General features: G+C 41.8%; 16 protein-coding genes and 1 pseudogene. 16 read left to right on the top strand and 1 reads right to left on the bottom strand.

From position 1 onward, the window contains the following. Window positions 1-159: 159 nt before the first annotated feature. The 9 genes from A5867_RS02505 to spx all read left to right on the top strand — a co-directional run bounded on the left by A5867_RS02505 (window position 160) and on the right by spx (window position 10,689). The gene (locus A5867_RS02505; protein ID WP_087626793.1) at window positions 160-1,119 is read left to right on the top strand and encodes an ABC transporter permease subunit; all 960 of its coding nucleotides are present in this window, start codon (window positions 160-162) and stop codon (window positions 1,117-1,119) included. 9 nt (window positions 1,120-1,128) lie between these two features. After that, complete coding sequence (locus A5867_RS02510) at window positions 1,129-2,016, top strand: carbohydrate ABC transporter permease (protein ID WP_016609205.1); 888 nt, start codon at window positions 1,129-1,131, stop codon at window positions 2,014-2,016. 11 nt (window positions 2,017-2,027) lie between these two features. Beyond that, on the top strand, window positions 2,028-3,593 hold the full coding sequence (locus tag A5867_RS02515; protein WP_087626794.1) for an extracellular solute-binding protein: 1,566 nt from the start codon (window positions 2,028-2,030) through the stop codon (window positions 3,591-3,593). Between the two features lie 62 nt (window positions 3,594-3,655). Next, a complete protein-coding gene (locus A5867_RS02520) occupies window positions 3,656-4,303 on the top strand; it encodes a DUF624 domain-containing protein (RefSeq protein ID WP_087626795.1) in 648 nt (215 codons plus the stop codon). 219 nt (window positions 4,304-4,522) lie between these two features. After that, on the top strand, window positions 4,523-5,536 hold the full coding sequence (locus A5867_RS02525; protein WP_087626796.1) for a LacI family DNA-binding transcriptional regulator: 1,014 nt from the start codon (window positions 4,523-4,525) through the stop codon (window positions 5,534-5,536). Window positions 5,537-5,549: 13 nt separating this feature from the next. Then, a complete protein-coding gene (locus A5867_RS02530) occupies window positions 5,550-7,844 on the top strand; it encodes a glycosyl hydrolase family 65 protein (RefSeq protein ID WP_087626797.1) in 2,295 nt (764 codons plus the stop codon). Between the two features lie 223 nt (window positions 7,845-8,067). After that, window positions 8,068-9,501, top strand: coding sequence for a peptidoglycan DD-metalloendopeptidase family protein (locus tag A5867_RS02535; protein WP_241655684.1), 1,434 nt, complete (start codon window positions 8,068-8,070; stop codon window positions 9,499-9,501). Window positions 9,502-9,787: 286 nt separating this feature from the next. Beyond that, window positions 9,788-10,189, top strand: a complete 402-nt coding sequence (locus tag A5867_RS02540; protein WP_005227156.1) for an Asp23/Gls24 family envelope stress response protein — start codon at window positions 9,788-9,790, stop codon at window positions 10,187-10,189. A 50-nt stretch (window positions 10,190-10,239) separates the two neighbouring features. Continuing rightward, complete coding sequence (gene spx / locus A5867_RS02545; protein WP_010748641.1) at window positions 10,240-10,689, top strand: transcriptional regulator Spx; 450 nt, start codon at window positions 10,240-10,242, stop codon at window positions 10,687-10,689. Window positions 10,690-10,836: 147 nt separating this feature from the next. On the opposite strand, the gene rpsD is transcribed toward spx, so the two are convergent. Continuing rightward, a complete protein-coding gene (gene rpsD / locus A5867_RS02550; protein WP_005227158.1) occupies window positions 10,837-11,448 on the bottom strand; it encodes a 30S ribosomal protein S4 in 612 nt (203 codons plus the stop codon). A 367-nt stretch (window positions 11,449-11,815) separates the two neighbouring features. Here rpsD and A5867_RS02555 point away from each other — a divergent pair, with 367 nt between their 5' ends. The 7 genes and pseudogenes from A5867_RS02555 to mutS all read left to right on the top strand — a co-directional run bounded on the left by A5867_RS02555 (window position 11,816) and on the right by mutS (window position 19,301). Then, on the top strand, window positions 11,816-12,613 hold the full coding sequence (locus A5867_RS02555) for a formate/nitrite transporter family protein (protein WP_060792410.1): 798 nt from the start codon (window positions 11,816-11,818) through the stop codon (window positions 12,611-12,613). Between the two features lie 217 nt (window positions 12,614-12,830). Further along, the gene (locus A5867_RS02560; protein WP_005227160.1) at window positions 12,831-13,607 is read left to right on the top strand and encodes a Cof-type HAD-IIB family hydrolase; all 777 of its coding nucleotides are present in this window, start codon (window positions 12,831-12,833) and stop codon (window positions 13,605-13,607) included. 118 nt (window positions 13,608-13,725) lie between these two features. Continuing rightward, on the top strand, window positions 13,726-14,148 hold the full coding sequence (locus A5867_RS02565; RefSeq protein ID WP_008376307.1) for a methylglyoxal synthase: 423 nt from the start codon (window positions 13,726-13,728) through the stop codon (window positions 14,146-14,148). Window positions 14,149-14,185: 37 nt separating this feature from the next. Next, window positions 14,186-15,420 (top strand): annotated as a pseudogene (gene pepT / locus A5867_RS02570) (peptidase T). Window positions 15,421-15,570: 150 nt separating this feature from the next. Further along, window positions 15,571-16,368, top strand: a complete 798-nt coding sequence (locus A5867_RS02575) for a TIGR00282 family metallophosphoesterase (protein WP_010748642.1) — start codon at window positions 15,571-15,573, stop codon at window positions 16,366-16,368. 7 nt (window positions 16,369-16,375) lie between these two features. Beyond that, a complete protein-coding gene (locus A5867_RS02580) occupies window positions 16,376-16,765 on the top strand; it encodes a YlbF family regulator (RefSeq protein ID WP_010748643.1) in 390 nt (129 codons plus the stop codon). Beyond that, window positions 16,749-19,301 (top strand): DNA mismatch repair protein MutS, encoded by a 2,553-nt coding sequence (gene mutS / locus A5867_RS02585; protein ID WP_087626799.1) that lies wholly within the window; start codon window positions 16,749-16,751, stop codon window positions 19,299-19,301. Before A5867_RS02580 ends, mutS begins: the two co-directional genes overlap by 17 nt. Window positions 19,302-19,307: the final 6 nt, after the last annotated feature.

Here is a 19,307-nt window from a genome sequence, read left to right on the forward strand (position 1 = left end):
TAACGTTAAACCTTCAAGAGACAGACTAAAAAATTGATTCACTTCTAAGTAAAAAACAATCAGGATACGTGGCCAATGATTGTTTTACATTCGTTCTATAGTAGACGAAAGGCTATTTGGAGGAGTAGTTACTTTTTTCCTATCTCTACCGTAAAAAAAATGAAAAGAATGATTTTCTTTGTAGGAGGGTTACATGTGCAAAAAAAAAGCAACGCAAGTTTTCACAAGAATAAAATGAAAAATAGTCTTTCTTTGTACGTCTTATTAGCGCCGGCTTTGATTTTATTAGTCATATTCACTTATATTCCAATGTATGGTTTAGTAATTGCATTTAAAGATTACACCCCATCACTGGGTATTTTTGGAAGTCCGTGGGTTGGTTTTAAGCATTTTTCTCAATTTTTTAATTCGTTCCAATTTGGAGTAACCCTTAGAAATACGCTAACTATTTCCCTCTACAGTATGATTGTCGGCTTTCCATTGCCAATTGCATTAGCAATTCTTTGCAATCAAATTCGTGTAGAAAAATTCAAGAAGTTTTTCCAAGTCACCACCTATTTACCTCACTTCATTTCTACAATGGTTATGTGCGGGATGTTGATCTTGTTTCTATCACCTACCAATGGTTTGATTGTCAACCTCATGCGGCTTGTTGGCATAGAATTGCCTTCCTTGCTTTCTCAGCCAGGAAGTTTTGCAAGCGTATACGTTTGGAGTGATGTCTGGCAACATGTTGGGTGGGACAGCATTATTTATCTAGCGGCTTTATCAGCGATCGATCCCACTTACTACGAAGCTGCGACTATGGATGGTGCCACAAGACTACAAAAAATCAAGCACATTGATTTACCACTGATTCTTCCCACCGCAATGATCTTGCTTATATTAAGAGCAGGTAGTTTATTGAGTGTTGGGTTTGAAAAAGTGTTGCTGTTACAAAATGCCTTGAATTTAGCAGGAAGTGAAATTATCTCCACATATGTTTATAAAGTAGGGTTAATAAACTTTCAATATAGTTATTCAACTGCTATCGGCTTATTTAATACAGTGATCAATATAATCATATTGATCTTAGTGAATGCATTGTCGAGGCGCTTGACGAAAACTGGGCTGTTTTAGGAGGAGATTATGAAAAAAAGTAAAAAAACTGGTTCTGAAAGGATATTCGATTTCTTTGTTTATGGGGTAGCCATTTTGTTGATCCTTCTAATCATTTATCCGCTTTGGTTTGTGATCATTGCTTCCTTTAGTGATCCAGCGGATGTCGGGAATGGAAATGTTTGGTTGTGGCCAAATGAATGGCGATTAGATGGGTATATCCGCTTGTTTGAGCAGAGCTTATTCTGGCGAGGCTACTTGAATACCATTTTATATACCATCGTAGGAACCGCTGTCGCATTATTCGTTAATATCCCCGCTGGTTATGCCTTATCTAGAAAAGATTTGCACGGTAGGAAATGGCTGGCTTTATTGTTTATTATTCCCATGTTCGTTTCGGGCGGCTTGATCCCGATTTACTTAACGATCAAGAATGTCGGTCTCTTAGATACGTTTTGGGTAATGGTCATTCCTTTTGCAGTATCTAGTTACAATATCATCGTAGCTAGAACATTCTTCAACAATAGTATTCCTGCTGGTTTATGGGAAGCAGCTCAAATTGATGGTTGTGGAACGATCCGTTATTTCTTTAGCATGGTGTTACCACTTTCAAAAGCGATATTGGCTGTTATCGGTTTATGGACAGCAGTTGGTATTTGGAACTCGTGGTTCAATGCATTGATTTATTTGACCAATGACAATCTACAACCACTGCAATTGATACTTAGACGATTACTAATAAGTAATCAATTACTACAAACACAAGCAACCGGAGAACTTGCATCTGAGCTAAGAGCAACGGCAGACATGATGAAATATGCAGCAATTGTCGTATCAACAGCACCAATTATGATGTTATACCCGTTTTTACAAAAGTATTTTAATCAAGGTGTCATGATCGGCGCGTTGAAAGAATAAAAAATGGAGGAATGATGATGAAACAGTTTAAATGGAGGTATTTGTTTTGTTCTTTAGGAATTTTAGGGATGATGACTGGCTGTGGAAATGAAGGAGCCGTAGAGGAGCAAGGAAGTGACACGAATCAATTTAAAATCACCACTGTTCGCTGGTCAGACTGGGGAGATGATTTTACAAAAGGCTTTTTAGAAGAAGCAGAAGAAAATGCAGGGATTCAAATCGAATGGGATATTCATCTTTCAGCAGATTGGGGTGAGAGAAAGTCGGTTTTGATGGCTGGAGGCGATTTGCCAGATGCCTTTTTAGGGTCAATCACCTTTAATGATGCCGAAATAGCCCAAAATCAAGATGTGTTTATCCCTTTAGAAGACTTGATTGCAGAAAACATGCCTAATCTTACTCGCATCATGTCGGAAGATCCGAAAATTAAAGCAATGATCACCTCTCCAGACGGGCATATCTATAGCTTACCGAAAAAACTACCGATGCGTCCGCTCATTGCGAACCAACTATTTATCAATCAAACATGGCTTGATAATCTTGGCTTGGAGATGCCTGATACGTATGAAGATTTTATTGATGTCTTAACAGCTTTTAAAGAAGAGGACGCCAATGGAAATGGAGATGCAACGGATGAGATCCCGTATGGTGTCGGAAACTTTAGTGAAACCTTCTCATTCATTTTACCGTTTAACAATCGGCTTGGAGCTGACAATACGTACGAAATGTCAATGAAGGATGGAAAACCAATCTACTTACGCATGGAAGAAACCTATCGTGATGGCATTGCTTGGATGAGTGAGGCGTATCAAGCTGGGTTAATTGATCCAGAATTGTTTACCCAAGATACATCCATGAGTGATGCGAAACGAATGAATAAAGATACCGCTCTTGTAGGGGTGGCTGCTGGATGGACGGCGGATGCAACGTTTGGCTTACATGCTGAGGAGTATGTTGCACTACCACCATTGAAAGGACCAGATGGACAACGCTATGTCATATCCGATCCAGATCATTATAACTACGGTCGGAATGAGTTTATGATAACAACGAGTTGTGAAAATCCTGCTGCGCTCTTAAAGTGGGCTGATCAATTCTATACAGATGATGCAAGTATTCAAACCTTTTATGGCTCATTTGGTGTTGGTGTTGAGAAAAACGGGGACCAGTATACAGTTTTACCACCACAGGATGGGAAATCAGCGGATGAATGGGCTTGGATCAATTCATTGCGCGATTTTGGACCAAAATATGTGGATGATCAATTTAATGAGCGTGTGACGATTGATGAAACACAAGGGGATGGATTGAAATTGATTCTTGATAGTGAAATCAATCAATACGTCCAACCTGCATTTCCGAATGTGATTTACTCGCAAGAAGAATTGGCTCGGTTGTCAGCACTTTATGTAGATATTAGTTCTTATGCTTCGCAAATGGCTGCCAAATGGGTAGTAGAAGGCGGAATTGAAGAAGAATGGGAGAGCTATCTGGAACAATTGAACGCAATGGGGATCGAAGAGTTTATGGGGATCCAAAATGATGCCTTTGATCGATACTCAGCAATTATAAATTAGATCGTGCGGGCTGAAGTAGAAATACTGCTTCAGCCTTCCTATTCTAGGTGAAAGGAGTATACATGAAAACTTTGTTTCGATTTGATACGCCATTGATGAAAGGATTAACAAGGATTACCGATATATGCTTGCTTAATGGCTTATTTCTTCTTACTAGTCTGCCGATCCTTACAATCGGCGTCTCTTTGACAGCCATGAACACTTGTTGGCAAAAAATACTGGCGGGCCAAGAAGAAGGGCTTGTGCGACACTACTTTTCTACGATAAAAAGGGATTTTTTTGAAGCAACAATTATTTGGTTAGGTATTCTTTTTTTTACAACGATCTTTTCACTCAATTTCTATTTGTTTACCCTTCAAGCTATAGTCTTTAGGGTGATTGGCTTAGCCATTTTATTCCCTTTCATTGTCTGTCTCTTATTATTGTTTGTCATGCTATTTTCTTATATTGGTAGATATGAAGATGGTGTGTGGCGTAGTATCAAGAACTGTTTGCTGATAGCAATTCAAAATGGGAAGCAAGCGGGTTTGCTGTTGCTCTTTAATAGTATGATGATGTATTTTAGCTTGAGTAGTCCCGAAAGATTGTTGACTGCTATTTACGTTTATACGTTTGGTGGGTTCGCCATGACTTCATTGATCAATAATCTGCTCTTAAAAAAAATGTATCAAAAGACTGAGCGAACCATCGCTGAACCCCAAGAAATTTGATGAGTTCGTAGTTAGCTAGAGACCTTGATCCATGTGCTGTGCCCTTTTGTCCTACAAAATAGAGAGCGTAAGAAGAACTCAAGGAGGAAAGAGTCCACTTTCTTAAATTGTCATTGTTCTAATAAAGGGTACCCATTCTTGTTGGCTATCCTTTGATTGATGCTTCTCGACAATGCGGTATAATAAGGAAAAACAAGTACTATCGAAAGGACAAAGCGCATGAGGATTACAATTAAAAAAATTGCAGAAGAAGCAGGGGTCAGTGTGACGACAGTCTCGAATGTTATAAATAAAAAAGCGCACCGTGTGTCCCAAGATAAGATAGAAATGATCGAAGGGATCATAAAAAAATATAATTATTCACCAAATATGAATGCACGAGCGTTAGTCAAATCTTCTTCTCGCTTAATTGGGGTACTGTATTTTTCAGATCAAAAAAATTTGGACTTTGCGGACCCTTTTGTGACAGAAGTTCTAGATGGCATACAGCGAGTGACAAAAGAGCACAGCTTTTTTACACTCGTCCATAGCGTGACCAAAACAGATGATATTGGAGAATTACAGAAAAATTGGAAATTTGATGGGTTTATTGCAGTAGGATTTAGTCAAGAATTATTTGAAGAAGTCAATCGGATTGTCCAGGTCCCAATCGTTTTCATTGATACGCATCTAGAGGATGAAGTGTTCAATCGAATCACGGACTATCCGAATAGTTTTTTTATTAATACGAATGATCAAAAAGCGGCATATGAAGCGACTGCCTTTTTACTTGAAAAGGGTCTGACTAAGATCGGCTTTTTGTCCTATGAATTTGATCAATCAAAGACATCGGTTATTCAACAAAGGTATCTAGGCTATCATCAGGCTTTGCAGGATTTTGGTATAAAGCCTGATGGGGGATTAGAGTATACAGAAGAACAACAAGCAACAATGATCAGCAGCATAGACAAGTTTCAAGCAGTGCTCGTTACAGCAGACTACTTAGCGATCAAGTTTATTCATAAATTAAAACAAGAAGCTATTTTTTATGAAAAGAAACTGTCGATCATCAGCTTTGATGATATCCGTTATGCAGCTTTAAATGATCCTCCGTTAACTACGATCAGATTAGATCAGATTAAAAAAGGGGAAGCAGCCATGACTACCTTGGTCAATATCATTGATAACCATTCGAATGAACCGCAAATCACATTACTCAATGGGAAATTGATTGTAAGAAAAACAACATACTAGAAAGGAACGTGTTATGGGGAAAATTGCAGATAGATACTATACGGTTGATCCGTGGAGTGTTTCAGAAGAAGGGTTTGATAAAGAACGAAGTGAAGTGTCCGAATCGATCTTTTCTTTGGCAAATGAATATATGGGCATCCGTGGTTATTTTGAAGAAGGATATTCGGGAGAACGATTGCTAGGTAGCTACTTCAATGGAATCTACGAAAATAGCCCTAAGGAAAACCGCGTAAAGTATAAGGGGATCATTTCGAGGAGTCATTTTATGGTCAATGCGGTCGATTGGCTATATACCAGAATTTGGTGTGGTGAGGTGTTACTAGATTTAGCTTATTCAGATATCGAATCTTTTCAACGACGACTTGATCTTAGAACAGGTATCATGACTCGTAGTTTTTATTGGAAACCTGAGAAGGATATCAAATTAAAAGTGACTTTTGTACGTTCACTAGATAGAGAAACGGTATCATTAGGGTATCAGCAGATCTCGTTAAAAGTCATTGAAGGTAGTCCATCCATCTCAATTTTGATGGGGATTGACTTTGCCACGAGCCATCTATCTGAAGGTCAAAATTTTTGGGTGGAACGAGAAAAAGAATCTTCAAATAGGCATGCGTTTTTAGCAGCAGAAACAAGAAGCACCAAGCAAACCATTTATGCTGGCTTTTCTTTATCCGCCACTGAGTCCCTCGACACGCAACTTGTGGAAAGGGATAAATTTATCGGCCGCAAGTTTAACGTTAAACTAGAAGAAGGGATGAACTTTCAAGTAAACCGAAATGCGGTAAATATTGCCGATAAAACCGGACTTGATTTAAATCAACTAAAACACCATTGTCTCACCGATCTGGAAAAAAGTCTTTCCTTTGATGAGATGGAACGAAAGAGTCGCACCTATTGGCAAAATGTTTGGGCTAAGGAAGACATCCAAATCGATGGTGATCCAAGTAATCAACAAGGGATTCGCTACTGCATCTTTCAGCTACATCAAACATACCATGGTCAAGATCCTAGTCATAATATTGGTGCGAAAGGGCTCACTGGTGAAGCATACGGTGGCCATGCTTTTTGGGATACGGAAACTTCCTGCCTTCCTTTTTACTTATTGACAAATCTTGATGCAGCAAAAAATTTATTAGAATTTCGCTATCATACTTTGGCGGAAGCAAAAAAACGAGCACGCCAGCTTGATTGCCAAGGAGCGTGTTATCCCATCGCTACATTGAATGGGAACGAAGCCAGCGATCTTTGGCAGCATGCCAGCCTTCAGTTTCAGCCAAGCACTGCTGTTGCTTATGGTATCTGGCACTACATGCAGGTAGCAAAAGATACTGAATTTTTGTATGGACACGGAATCGAAATGCTGATTGAAATTTCACGCTTTTTGGCTTCTAGAGGTGATTGGTCTCCAGAAGGTGAATTTGGCTTTTTTGGGGTGATGGGACCAGATGAATTTCAGATGATGGTAAATCACAACACGTATACAAATTATATGGCGAAAAGAACATTCGATTATACTGTAGAGGTATTGAAAAAATTGAAAACGAGTGATGAAACTAGATATAGTATCCTTCTATCAGCGCATGGTTTGAGTGAAAAGGAGATTGGCTACTGGCAAATTTGTAGCAAAGAAATGCTTATTTTAAAAACGGAGTATGGTTTGTTTGAACAACATGATGGTTTTTTCAAATTACCTCATGTGGATATCCGGTCGATTCCCATCGAAGAGTTCCCGCTTTATGATCATTGGTCCTACGATCGAATCTATCGTAACAATATGATCAAACAACCAGATGTCTTAATGTTTCTTTTCTTGTATAACCAATCTTTTCCGAAAGCGGAAAAGCAAGTCAACTATGATTACTATGAACCAAGGACGATTCACGAATCCTCGCTGTCACCTTCGATTCATTCTATTTTGGCGGCAGAATTGGGCATGGAAAATGAAGCTTATCATTTTTTTGAATTTGCCACTAGAATGGATCTAGATAATTTCAATCGTAATACTCGTGAAGGATTGCATATGACTTCGATTGCTGCAGCTTGGATGAATATCGTCTATGGATTTGGTGGCGTGAGAACTGATGGAGAAGGAATAAAAATAGCCCCCACAATTCCAGCAGACTGGAAAAAATATACATTCAAAATTACGTATAACCAATGTTTGATTGACGTGTCAGTCAAACATCAGGCAATCAAAATTTCGCTAATAAAGGGTAGTGGTATTCAACTACAAGTCTATCAAAAGAAACTGACGCTTACTCAAAATCCCATCGTCATTGAGCGATCAACGAAAAGAATCGTCTGAATTTCTTAGCGCTCATTCGCATAAAAAACAACGGTGAAGAACAGCACCGTTGTTTTTTGTTTTTTTGCAAGCAAGAGGAACTTCTTGTGCGTAATTAAAGATAGGGAAGAGTAGCGAAAAATCAAGTTTTTCTCGTTTTTCATATAGGAATGCAAAAATTGATTACAAAGTTTCTTGCATTTTTTGTATGATAGAGGGAGGAATAAAGGAGGAAAGTTCACGAATGAAAATAAAAAAATGGATGGCGATTGCCATTATTACCAGTCAATTTTCAACAATGCTGCCAGTATCGGCTGCGGCATCTGTTTTGACGAACGAGTCTACTGCAGGTCAAAATACAGCTGAGTCAACGGTTCCGGGAGTGAACGGGCCAACCATGGGCTTGGTCCCTGAAGATGCCGCAACGGTACCAGGAGAAAACGGCGAAGTAGTTCCAGGAGAGTCAACACCTGCTCCTGAACAGCCAACACCAGAACCTTTGCCAGAACCAGAACCAACCCCGACACCAGAACCAACACCAGAACCAGAAGAGCCGACACCAAATCCTGATCCTGAGCCGAATCCAGAACCAGAACCAACACCTGAGCCGGTGCCAGAACCAGAAGAACCAGCACCAAATCCAGCACCAAATCCAGAACCAGAACCAAATCCAGAGCCAGAATCAACACCAAGCCAGCCTTCGCCTGACATCAAAGAAGTACCGAATGTACCAGAGTTGACGGTAACGCCGCCGCAAGAAGATGAGCCAGCAAAATTTGAAGTCACGCCAGTCAAAGAAACGTGGGACTTTATTATGGAGATTGGAGAAGATGCTCGTAAAGTTGGACAAGAAGAAGATCTTTACGCATCGGTCATGATTGCCCAAGCGATTTTAGAGTCTGGCAGCGGAAGAAGCCGTCTGAGCCAAGAGCCTTTTTATAACCTATTTGGTATTAAGGGACTTTATGAAGGGAATGGGATTTCCTTCCAAACGCAAGAAGACGATGGTTCTGGTAATTTATACACAGTTCATGCCACTTTTCGCCAATATGACAGCATCGAATCTTCTTTGAAAGATTATGCGAAATTGTTGAAAGAAGGATTGGACCACAATCCGAATTTTTATAAAGGTGTTTGGAAATCAGAAACAGAATCTTATGAAGATGCTACGGAATATCTGACCGGACGTTATGCATCAGATACACAATACAATGAGAAGTTGAATGCGCTGATTGAAGCGTATGCCCTGACGAGTTATGACAAAGAGAAACCAGAATTACCGACAGGCAGCGAAAAGATGATCTATCCTGTCAGCAATCCAGTTGTCTCCTCTGTCTTTGGTCCGCGAGGCAATGGGTTTCATCGTGGAGTGGACTTCGCGTCACCACAAGGAACGCCAATAATGGCTAGTCTTTCAGGAACGGTGATCCGCTCAGAATATCATTCTTCATGGGGAAATTATGTTGCCATTGAGCACAAAGATGGGCTGACGACATTGTATGCCCACAATCATCGCAATTTAGTGGAAGTCGGTCAAACGGTCGAACAAGGCGAGGTGATTGCTTCTATGGGAAGTACTGGGAACAGTACAGGCCCGCACTTGCATTTTGAAGTCAGTCTTTCACCAAGTTTAGCGCGACACCAACTGATTGATCCGTTGGAAGTTTTGTCAAAATAACACGAAAAAAAGAGAGCGTTGTAGATGCTTTCTTTTTTTTTGTCAAGAAAAACGAATCATTTCAGGAAAATTACGCTTTGAGATTTTTTTAGCGCATTCATTTTATCTTGCACGATAAATTTATTCCGAAAACAAGTGTTTTTCTTTGTAAAAAAAACAAAAAGAATTTATGCTAGAAAGGTAGGGAAAAAAATTCCCAAGAGGAATGTCCACTTTAGACAAGGTCGTGTATGCGACTTTGCGATGTCTCTAGTATCCTTTCTTATTTAACCAAGGAGTGTGAAAAATGACTGACGATCAGCAAACAACGAATGTGTCTAATGAAGCAGCGCAAGCAAGTCCACTGTCCTTTGAAGAGAAAGTCATTGAAACAATTGTTGGTGTCGCTTTGCAGTCAATTGATGGCTTGATTAGTGTAAATGGCAGATTTCTTTCAGATATGACCGAAAACCTTGAAGAACAGCCGCAAGTCGCTTCTGGCATTGATGTGGAAGTTGGCAAAGAAGAGGTTGCAGTTGATTTGGAAGTAATCGTGGCTTACGGCAAAGATATCCCCAAACTCTTTGCGCAAGTCCAAGAAGTGGTCTTAGAAGAAATTAGCCGCTTGACTTCTTTGAAAGTCAAAGAGATCAATATTCGAATCGCCGATATCGTCAAACAGGAAACGATCGATCAAATCGAAGGTTGAGCACCAAACAAAAAATCGAAGTACATCAAAGAGAAAGGAAGAATGAACAAATGATATCACTATATACAACACCCAGCTGTACGTCATGTCGTAAAGCCCGTGCATGGTTGACCGAAAATGAACTACCATTTAAAGAGAGAAACATTTTTAGCGATCCATTAAATAGTGATGAACTAATGGAGATTCTTTCTTTAACGAAAAATGGAACGGAAGACATTATATCTACTCGTTCGAAAGTGTACCAAAAGCTAGACATTGATTTAGAAGAGTTGAAGCTAGAAGAGCTGCTTTCATTGATCGAAAAATACCCGAACTTATTGAAACGACCCATTATCTTAGATGAGAACAAGCTCCAAGTGGGGTACAATGAAGAAGACATTCGTAAATTCGTGCCACGAAACTTACGAAAGATCATTTTCAAACGTCGCCAAACAGAGCTGCTCATGTTTAATTATCGCCAAAAGCAAGAAGAAGGCGAATCTGTTGCGAACTTTATCTAAAATAGGAACAAAACCGGCAAATGAATACAGCGATGTATCATTGTCGGTTTTTTTGTATTTTTTTAAGGGTCTTCTTAAAGGGATCCGTAAATCCGTTGAGTCCACAAAAAAACACGATTCCCAAAAGGAATCGTGTCGGTTGAAATCTTAAAGTTTTTGGTTGTAGAATTCAACGACTAGTGCTTCGTCAACTTCTGCAGACAATTCATCACGCTCAGGTAAACGAGTTAATGAACCTTCTAATTTTTCGCTATCAAAGCTTACAAATGACGCGCGGCCAGCTGTTGCTTCAACTGCTTCTTTGATTGTTGAGATGTTTTGTGATTTTTCACGAACGCTGATGACTTGTCCAACTTCAACGTGGTATGAAGGGATATCAACGCGTTTGCCATCAACTAAAACGTGACCGTGGTTTACTAATTGACGTGCTTGACGACGAGTAGTTGCTAAACCTAGACGGTAAACAACGTTATCTAAGCGTTGTTCTAGCAAGATCATGAAGTTAACACCGTGTTTACCTTCTTTGATTTTGCTTGCTTTGATAAACAATGTACGGAATTGACGTTCGTTCATGCCATACATATGACGCAATTTTTGTTTTTCAGTTAATTGCATACCGTATTCTGATTTTTTGCCACGGCTGTTTGGTCCGTGTTGACCTGGAGCGTAAGGGCGACGTGCCAATTCTTTTCCAGTTTCTGATAAAGAAATTCCTAAACGACGAGAAATTTTCCATGATGGTCCTGTATAACGAGACATAATTTAGTTCCTCCAATAAAATAGTTTGGAGTAAAATAATCCGTTGAAAAACTCACATTCGTGCAGTTCGTTCTTCAATCTTCACCTTTGCAGCCGCGGTTACGCAATTGCACCCGAGGGGCAACGAACTGGTGACGAGCTGTTATTTTCCTGCTGCATTATTTTACACAAGGAATAGTATACGACAAACTAGGGGCAAAAGTCAAGATGGAGCTGGCTTTGGATTTGATGAAAACAAAGCTTGAAATTTTTCATTAATTACTTATATTTTCAAATATCTCTTTACAAATCAGCATTTCGTCATTAGAATATGGAAGTATTGTGCAAATTATAACGAAGTAAAATTTTTCATAAAAGGAGTAGAAAAATGAATCCAGTATCCCCATTATTTGAGAAGATCGATTCATCCATAGAAAAGAAAATCGATTTGATCAAGAGTAGTTATTTGCGTTACGCTGTACGTGCGATGATGGCTTGTTTATTCTTGACCCTCGGAACAGCTATTGCTTTTGCGATCGCTATGAAAGGTGAATCAATGGTTCACGGGTTAGGAAAAATTTTGTATGCATTTATGTTTAGCTGGTCTTTAGTCATGATTCTTTATATGAACGCAGAATTAGGAACATCGAATATGTTGTATATGACTGTTGGGGTTTACCGTAAACGTCTAAGTATTCCTTTGGCATTGAAAATTTTGCTTACGTGTGTCTTGTTCAACTTGATCGGCGGGGTGATCTTCGGCTCGATCGTTGCGCTAACGGGACCTTTTCAAGGGCTGACCGCAGACAACTTTATGCTGACCTCGATCACTGCAAAATTAGAAAAATCCACTATCCAAATTTTAGTGGAAGCGATGTTCGCTAATATCGTGGTAAACACAGCCGTGTTGGTAAGCATGCGGATGAAAGACGATGCTGGAAAAGTCGCAGCAATCATTTTCATCATCTTCATCTTTGCTTTCTTAGGCTTCGAACACGTCATCGCTAACTTCCCAGCGTTTACCTTAGCTTTTTGGGCTTCAGGCGGACATTTGGCAGGCATGACTGCCGGCAGTGTGATCCATAATTTAGTTTTTGCCTTTATTGGTAACTATATCGGCGGTGGCTTGGTCATGGGACTTGGCTATGCATGGTTGAACAACTCAAAATCGACCTATGTCGACTAATCAGAACCTACAAAAAGAAGCAGCGATGCTTCTTTTTTTCTTTTCTCTAACATTTCTCCAGGAAGAAGCTATCATCCCTTAACGGAGCGTTGAAATCAGCGGTCATTTGTGTTAAGAATAAGTATGTACGGTTTTTCTTGCTGTTTTTTGTAAAAATGACCGCAACCAAGACCAAAACCTTAGTTACTTCTTAATAGAAAGCGAGCCTTAACCTTTTATGAATCGGAAATTCTTTGCCTTTGATATTGATGGAACCTTGCTTGACTCGAACAAACAGCCACTAGACAGTACGCTAAAAGCCCTTGACCTTCTGCGAGATGCTGGCCATTTCGTGACCGTTGCCACTGGGCGCAGTCGGTTTCACGCCCAAGACATTATTCGTTCATTGTCCTTTGATAATTACATTTTATGTAATGGGGCAGCCGCCTTTCTTTCGCATCAGCAGGTGTATAAAAATTTGCTCGATGAAACGCAATTGGCTGCTTTCGTGGCAGAAGCCCAAGAGCTTGGGATCGATACGGCCTTTGTCGGGATGGATACAGCGAAACGAGCGTCTTCGTTGGATATTGCTAAAATGGAAGCAGCGATGCATTCCTTTGGTGCCCAACTTCCTGAGTTGGACATGGACTTTCCTGAAGAAAAAGAAGTCTATCAAGCATTGGCTTTTTACGGAAAAGAGTATGAGCATTTCTTTGACGAGAAATACAGCAAACTGCGTTTTGTACGTTGGCATGAAAACAGTGTGGATGTCGTTCCAAAAGAAGGCTCCAAAGCAGCAACGATCCTGTGTGTCGCAGAACAATTAGGGATAGCGCAAGAAGATGTGATCTGTTTTGGTGATGGCCAAAACGATCGTGAAATGCTGACTGCCGCAGGTGTCGGTGTGGCAATGGGCAATGCGGTCCCTGAGATCCAACAAGTCGCAGATATGGTGACCGCTAGCAATGATGAAGATGGTATCTGGTTAGCCTTGAAAGAATTACAACTGATTTAAAAAGGAATCCTTTAGACATAGCACAGTCGATTTGCGGCATCTGTGCTATGTTTTTTTGTTTTTTCTCGGTCGCAAAGAAAATAAATTGGTACAATAGAAAAAAGGGGGAATGCAGCAAATGAAAATCGCATTGATTGCTCATGATCGAAAAAAGGATGTAATGGTAAAATTAGTGACTGCCTATCGAGAAATTTTAGCGCAGCATGAACTTTTCGCAACAGGAACTACGGGGAAGAGGATCGAAGAAGCAACCCAGTTGCCTGTCCACCGCTACAAATCAGGGCCGCTGGGAGGAGACCAGCAAATTGGCGCCATGATTTCGCAAGATGACTTGGACATGGTGATCTTTTTGCGCGATCCTTTAGCCGCACAACCCCATGAACCAGATGTAACGGCATTGATTCGCTTGTCAGACGTGTACGAGATTCCTTTAGCCACCAATATGGGAACGGCAGAGATCTTGCTGCGCGGCTTAGCAGCTGGCTTTGCTGATTTTCGACAAGTGATCCACGAAACGGACAATCGTCCCCTGTCGTTATAAAGATAGTAGAAGAATTGAAGAAAAAGGACGTGCAGAATTGAAAGCAATCTTAAAGGATTTTTTGACCTATGCAAAAATGAATACTCGCTCGGATGCCACGAGTCAGACCATCCCAACGACGCAGGGACAAGTTGAGTTGGCTCTTTTATTGAAAGATCAGTTGATCGAGATGGGATTAGCGGATGTTGCTTACTATGAAAAGAATAGTTTTGTGATCGGACGTCTACCTGGTAATCCTGAAAAAACGGCGATTGGCTTTATTGCCCATGTAGATACGGCAGATTTCGAAGCTGAAAATATTCAACCGCAGATCCATGAAAATTACGATGGCAAGGATGTTTGTTTAAATAAAGAAAAAGCCATTTATATGACAACTGCTGAATTTCCTAATCTCAAAGACTATGTCGGCGAAACGTTGATCACAACGGATGGAACGACCCTGCTGGGTGCAGATGATAAAGCTGGTATCGCAGAGATCATTGATGCGCTGCGGATCTTACAAACGATGGATGCGCATAAGCGTGGCGATGTCTGGGTCGCTTTTGGTCCTGACGAAGAGATCGGGACTGGCGCTGATCGCTTTGATGCGGCGGATTTTCCAGTAGCATTTGCTTACACGATGGACAGTGGTCGCGTGGGCCATATGGAGTATGAAACCTTTAATGCGGCTCGTATCGATATAACGATCGACGGTACGAGTGTGCATCCTGGGACTGCCTATGGTCGTTTGGTCAACGCCTTGAAAATCGCGCATCAAATCGATGATGCCTTACCAGCAGAGGAAGTTCCTGAACGCACCCGCGGGTATGAAGGCTTCTACCTGCTGCACAATTTGACGGGACATATTGGTCGAGCAGAAGTTTCTTATATCATTCGTGATCACGATCATACGCTTTTTGAACAGCGAAAAGCCGACATCGTGGGGATCATTGATGAACTGAACACAGCCTATGGGCAAGAACGTATCACCTATACGCTGTATGACCAATATTACAATATGGGGGATTTGATCAAGAAAGATCCCCGCAGTATCGAAGCTGCCCGAGCAGGGATGCAAGCGATTGGCGTGACGCCGATCGAAGCACCGTTTCGTGCGGGACCGACGGCTCGAAAATCACCTATAAAGGGATCCCAACACCGAACTTATTTGTCGGCGGTGAAAACTTCCATGGCCAGTATGAATTTATTACCGTGGAAGCGATGGAAAAAGCCCGTGATTTGATCGTGGCGATCGTAGAACACGTAGGACAAGAGGACACCACTGTTTCCTAAGAGAATTAAGCGACACGCTAGACTGATGCGAAAGAGTCTAGCGTGTTTTTTTGTCCTGCTGCAGGGAAGAACCGCAAGTGAAAGAACCTTTTTTTTCTGGACCAAAACCCTTATAATAGAAAAGAAGCTAAAAGAGAAGAGGAAAAATGTGTGCGGGTATTATTCATTGGAGATGTAGTTGGTTCATTAGGAAGAGAAACGATCACGGAGTACCTTCCAAAATTAAAAAAGGCGTATCGACCACAGGTGACGATCGCAAACGGCGAGAATGCTGCGGCGGGTCGTGGGATCACTGGTAAAATCTATAAGAAATTTTTGCAAGATGGTGTCGATGTCGTGACACTAGGCAATCATACATGGGACAACCGTGACATTTTTGAATTTATTGGCGATGCGAAGAAAATGATTCGTCCAGCCAATTTTCCAGAGGGAACACCGGGCGTCGGCATGGTATTTGTGAAAGTCAACACCATTGAATTAGCGGTAATCAACATGCAAGCTCGCTCGTTCATGGTAGACCTTGATGATCCGTTTCGCAAAATGGATGAACTGGTTGCGATTGCCCGCAAACGTACACCGTTTATCTTTGTGGATTTTCATGGGGAGACCACCAGCGAAAAACAAGCGATGGGCTGGTATTTGGATGGCCGTGTTTCGGCAGTCGTCGGCACGCATACCCACGTCCAGACCAATGATGCGCGGATTTTGCCCCAAGGAACAGCTTATTTGTCAGATGTCGGCATGACTGGTCCTTATGATGGGATCTTGGGGATGAAACGCGAACCAGTCATTGAAAAATTTTTGACGGCGTTGCCGCAACGGTTTGAAGTGATTGAAAAAGGCCGCAGTATTTTGTCGGCTTGCTTGCTTGAGATTGATGAAGCCACTGGTAAAGCAAAATCGATCCGTCCGATCCAAATCAGTGAAGATCGCCCATTTACAGAATAGGAGAAGCATGGAAGAGCAATTAGCCAAGGAACCACACGTTGCCCAAGAGCTGGCTGCTTTGCAAAGGCTCTTGTCTGATCATCCGATCGTTCAAGAATTTCAAGAAATTCAAGCACGAGCCTTGCAAAACCAAGGGCTATTGGAGCTGGAAGAAGCGCTGAAGCAAGCGCAAAAAGAAATCGTTCAATTTGAGCATTATGAGAAACCCGAAGCAAAAAAAGCTGCCGAGCAGCGTTATGCGTCATTGACAAACGAATACGAGCAGCATCCTTTAGTGGTTGCTTATCGCCAAGCGTTACTGCAAGCAGATGAATTGCTGCAATATGTCACGACGGAGATCCAAAAGAAAATGAATAAAGCCATCGAGGAGGATGAAACCAATGCCTCAAAAAACTAAAAATACCCCGATGATGGAACAGTATTTAAGCATCAAGGCTCAGTACCAAGATGCTTTTTTATTCTATCGTTTAGGGGATTTCTATGAATTATTTAATGAGGATGCTGTCAAGGCAGCACAAATTTTAGAACTGACGTTAACCAGCCGCAACAAAAATGCGGAGGAACCGATCCCTATGTGTGGGGTGCCTTACCACGCTGCCAGCAATTACATCGACACCTTGATCGAGCAAGGCTACAAAGTAGCGATTTGTGAGCAAGTGGAAGATCCAAAAACCACCAAAGGAATGGTCAAACGCGAAGTCGTTCAACTGATCACGCCGGGAACGGTGATGGACAGCAAAGGCCTATCCGCCAAAGAAAACAACTTTTTGACAGCTGTTTTGCAGCAAGGGGAGCGTTTTGGCTTTGCCTATGTCGATCTAAGTACCGGTGAATTAAAAGCAGCGCAATTGGAAGATGAAGAAGCTGTCGTCAATGAGGCCGCCGCTCTGCAAACGAAAGAAGTCGTTTTGTGCAGCGAGATCCCTGAGTCATTGCAAACAACACTGACCAATCGCTTGAATGTCGTGTTTTCTAAGCAAGAAACGTTGGAAGAAAATGCCGAATTTCAATTTTTAACAGAACCTCTCTCCCAAGAGTTAGAAAAAGTAGTCACAGGGAAGTTGCTAAGTTATTTGGCGATCACCCAAAAACGCAGTTTAGCGCATATTCAACAAGCCGTGGAATATCAGCCCGATCATGCCTTGAAAATGGATCATTATTCCAAATTCAACTTAGAATTGACGCAGTCGATTCGAACTGGCAAAAAACAAGGGACTCTTTTGTGGTTGTTGGACGAGACAAAAACCGCAATGGGTGGCCGTTTGTTAAAGCAATGGTTGGACCGTCCCTTGATCCAGCCAAAGAAAATCACTGCCCGCCAAGAAATGGTCCAATCGTTACTGGACAGTTTCTTTGAGCGAGCAGATCTGCAAGAAGCGTTGACGAAAGTCTATGACATGGAACGCTTAGTCGGACGGGTCGCCTTCGGAAATGTCAATGGCCGCGATTTGCTGCAGTTGAAATCTTCTTTGGAGCAAGTGCCTTTGATCGCGCAATTGCTGCAAGGCATCAACCGTGGCGAGTGGAATGACTTGCTGCTGGAATTAACGCCCCTAGATGATTTGGTTGCACTGATCGAAGCTGCGATCGATGAAGATGCCCCGTTACAGATCACGGAAGGCAACATTATAAAAGATGGGTTACATCAACAATTAGATGAATACCGTACAGCGATGCGTAACGGCAAGCAATGGCTGGCGGAATTAGAAGCCAACGAACGCCAAGCGACGGGAGTCAAAAACCTGAAAGTTGGGTTCAACCGCGTCTTTGGCTATTACATTGAGATCACGAAAGCCAATCTAGTGAATTTAGATACCTCTCGCTACGAGCGCAAGCAAACGTTAGCCAATGCGGAACGGTTTATTTCCCCCGAGTTGAAAAAACTGGAGACTTTGATTTTAGAAGCCGAAGAGAAATCGGTGGATTTGGAATACCGCCTGTTTCTTGACGTCCGTGAAGAAGTGAAAAAGAGTATCACCCGTCTACAAAAGTTAGCCAAAGCCGTCAGTGCGGTCGATGTCTTACAAAGTTTCGCCACAGTTTCGGAACGCTACCAATACGTGCGGCCGACAGTAGCGAAAAAACGAGCGGTATCGATCATCGACGGCCGTCATCCTGTAGTGGAAAAAGTCCTTGGTCACCAAGAGTACATTCCGAATAGTATCGTGATGGATGAAGAAACAGAGATCTTGTTGATCACAGGCCCAAATATGTCTGGGAAAAGTACGTACATGCGGCAGTTTGCCTTGCTAGTCATTATGGCGCAGATCGGCTGTTTCGTACCCGCACAATCTGCAGAGATGCCGATTTTTGATCGGATCTTTACTCGCATCGGTGCCAGCGATGACCTGATCGCCGGTCAAAGCACGTTTATGGTGGAGATGATGGAAGCCAACCAAGCGCTGCGTCATGCAACGCCTAACAGCTTGATTTTGTTTGATGAGTTAGGGCGTGGGACTGCGACCTATGATGGGATGGCATTGGCACAAGCCATCATTGAATATATCCACAAAGAAGTTCATGCCAAAACACTTTTCTCCACCCATTATCATGAGCTGACGGTTTTAGATGAGGAATTGGCGCACTTGCGTAATGTCCATGTTGGTGCCGTTGAAAAAGAAGGCGAAGTCGTCTTCTTGCATAAGATGATGGAAGGGCCCGCAGATAAAAGCTATGGGATCCATGTAGCCAAAATCGCTGGACTGCCAAGTGCACTCTTACAGCGCGCAGCCACGATCTTAAAAGCGCTGGAAGAACATGAACCGACGGTACAGCCAAAACCCGTCGTCGAAGAAAGTCAGCAGTTGTCGTTGTTTAGTGAAGTATCTACGGAAGAAATCGGCGTCATCGATCAATTGAAGAAATTGAATCTGTTGGAAATGACCCCGATGGATGCTCTGAATACATTGTACGAGCTGCAAAAACGAATTTAGAAAGAA

The sequence above is a fragment of the Enterococcus sp. 6D12_DIV0197 genome (assembly GCF_002174385.1).
Taxonomy (GTDB): domain Bacteria; phylum Bacillota; class Bacilli; order Lactobacillales; family Enterococcaceae; genus Enterococcus_D; species Enterococcus_D casseliflavus.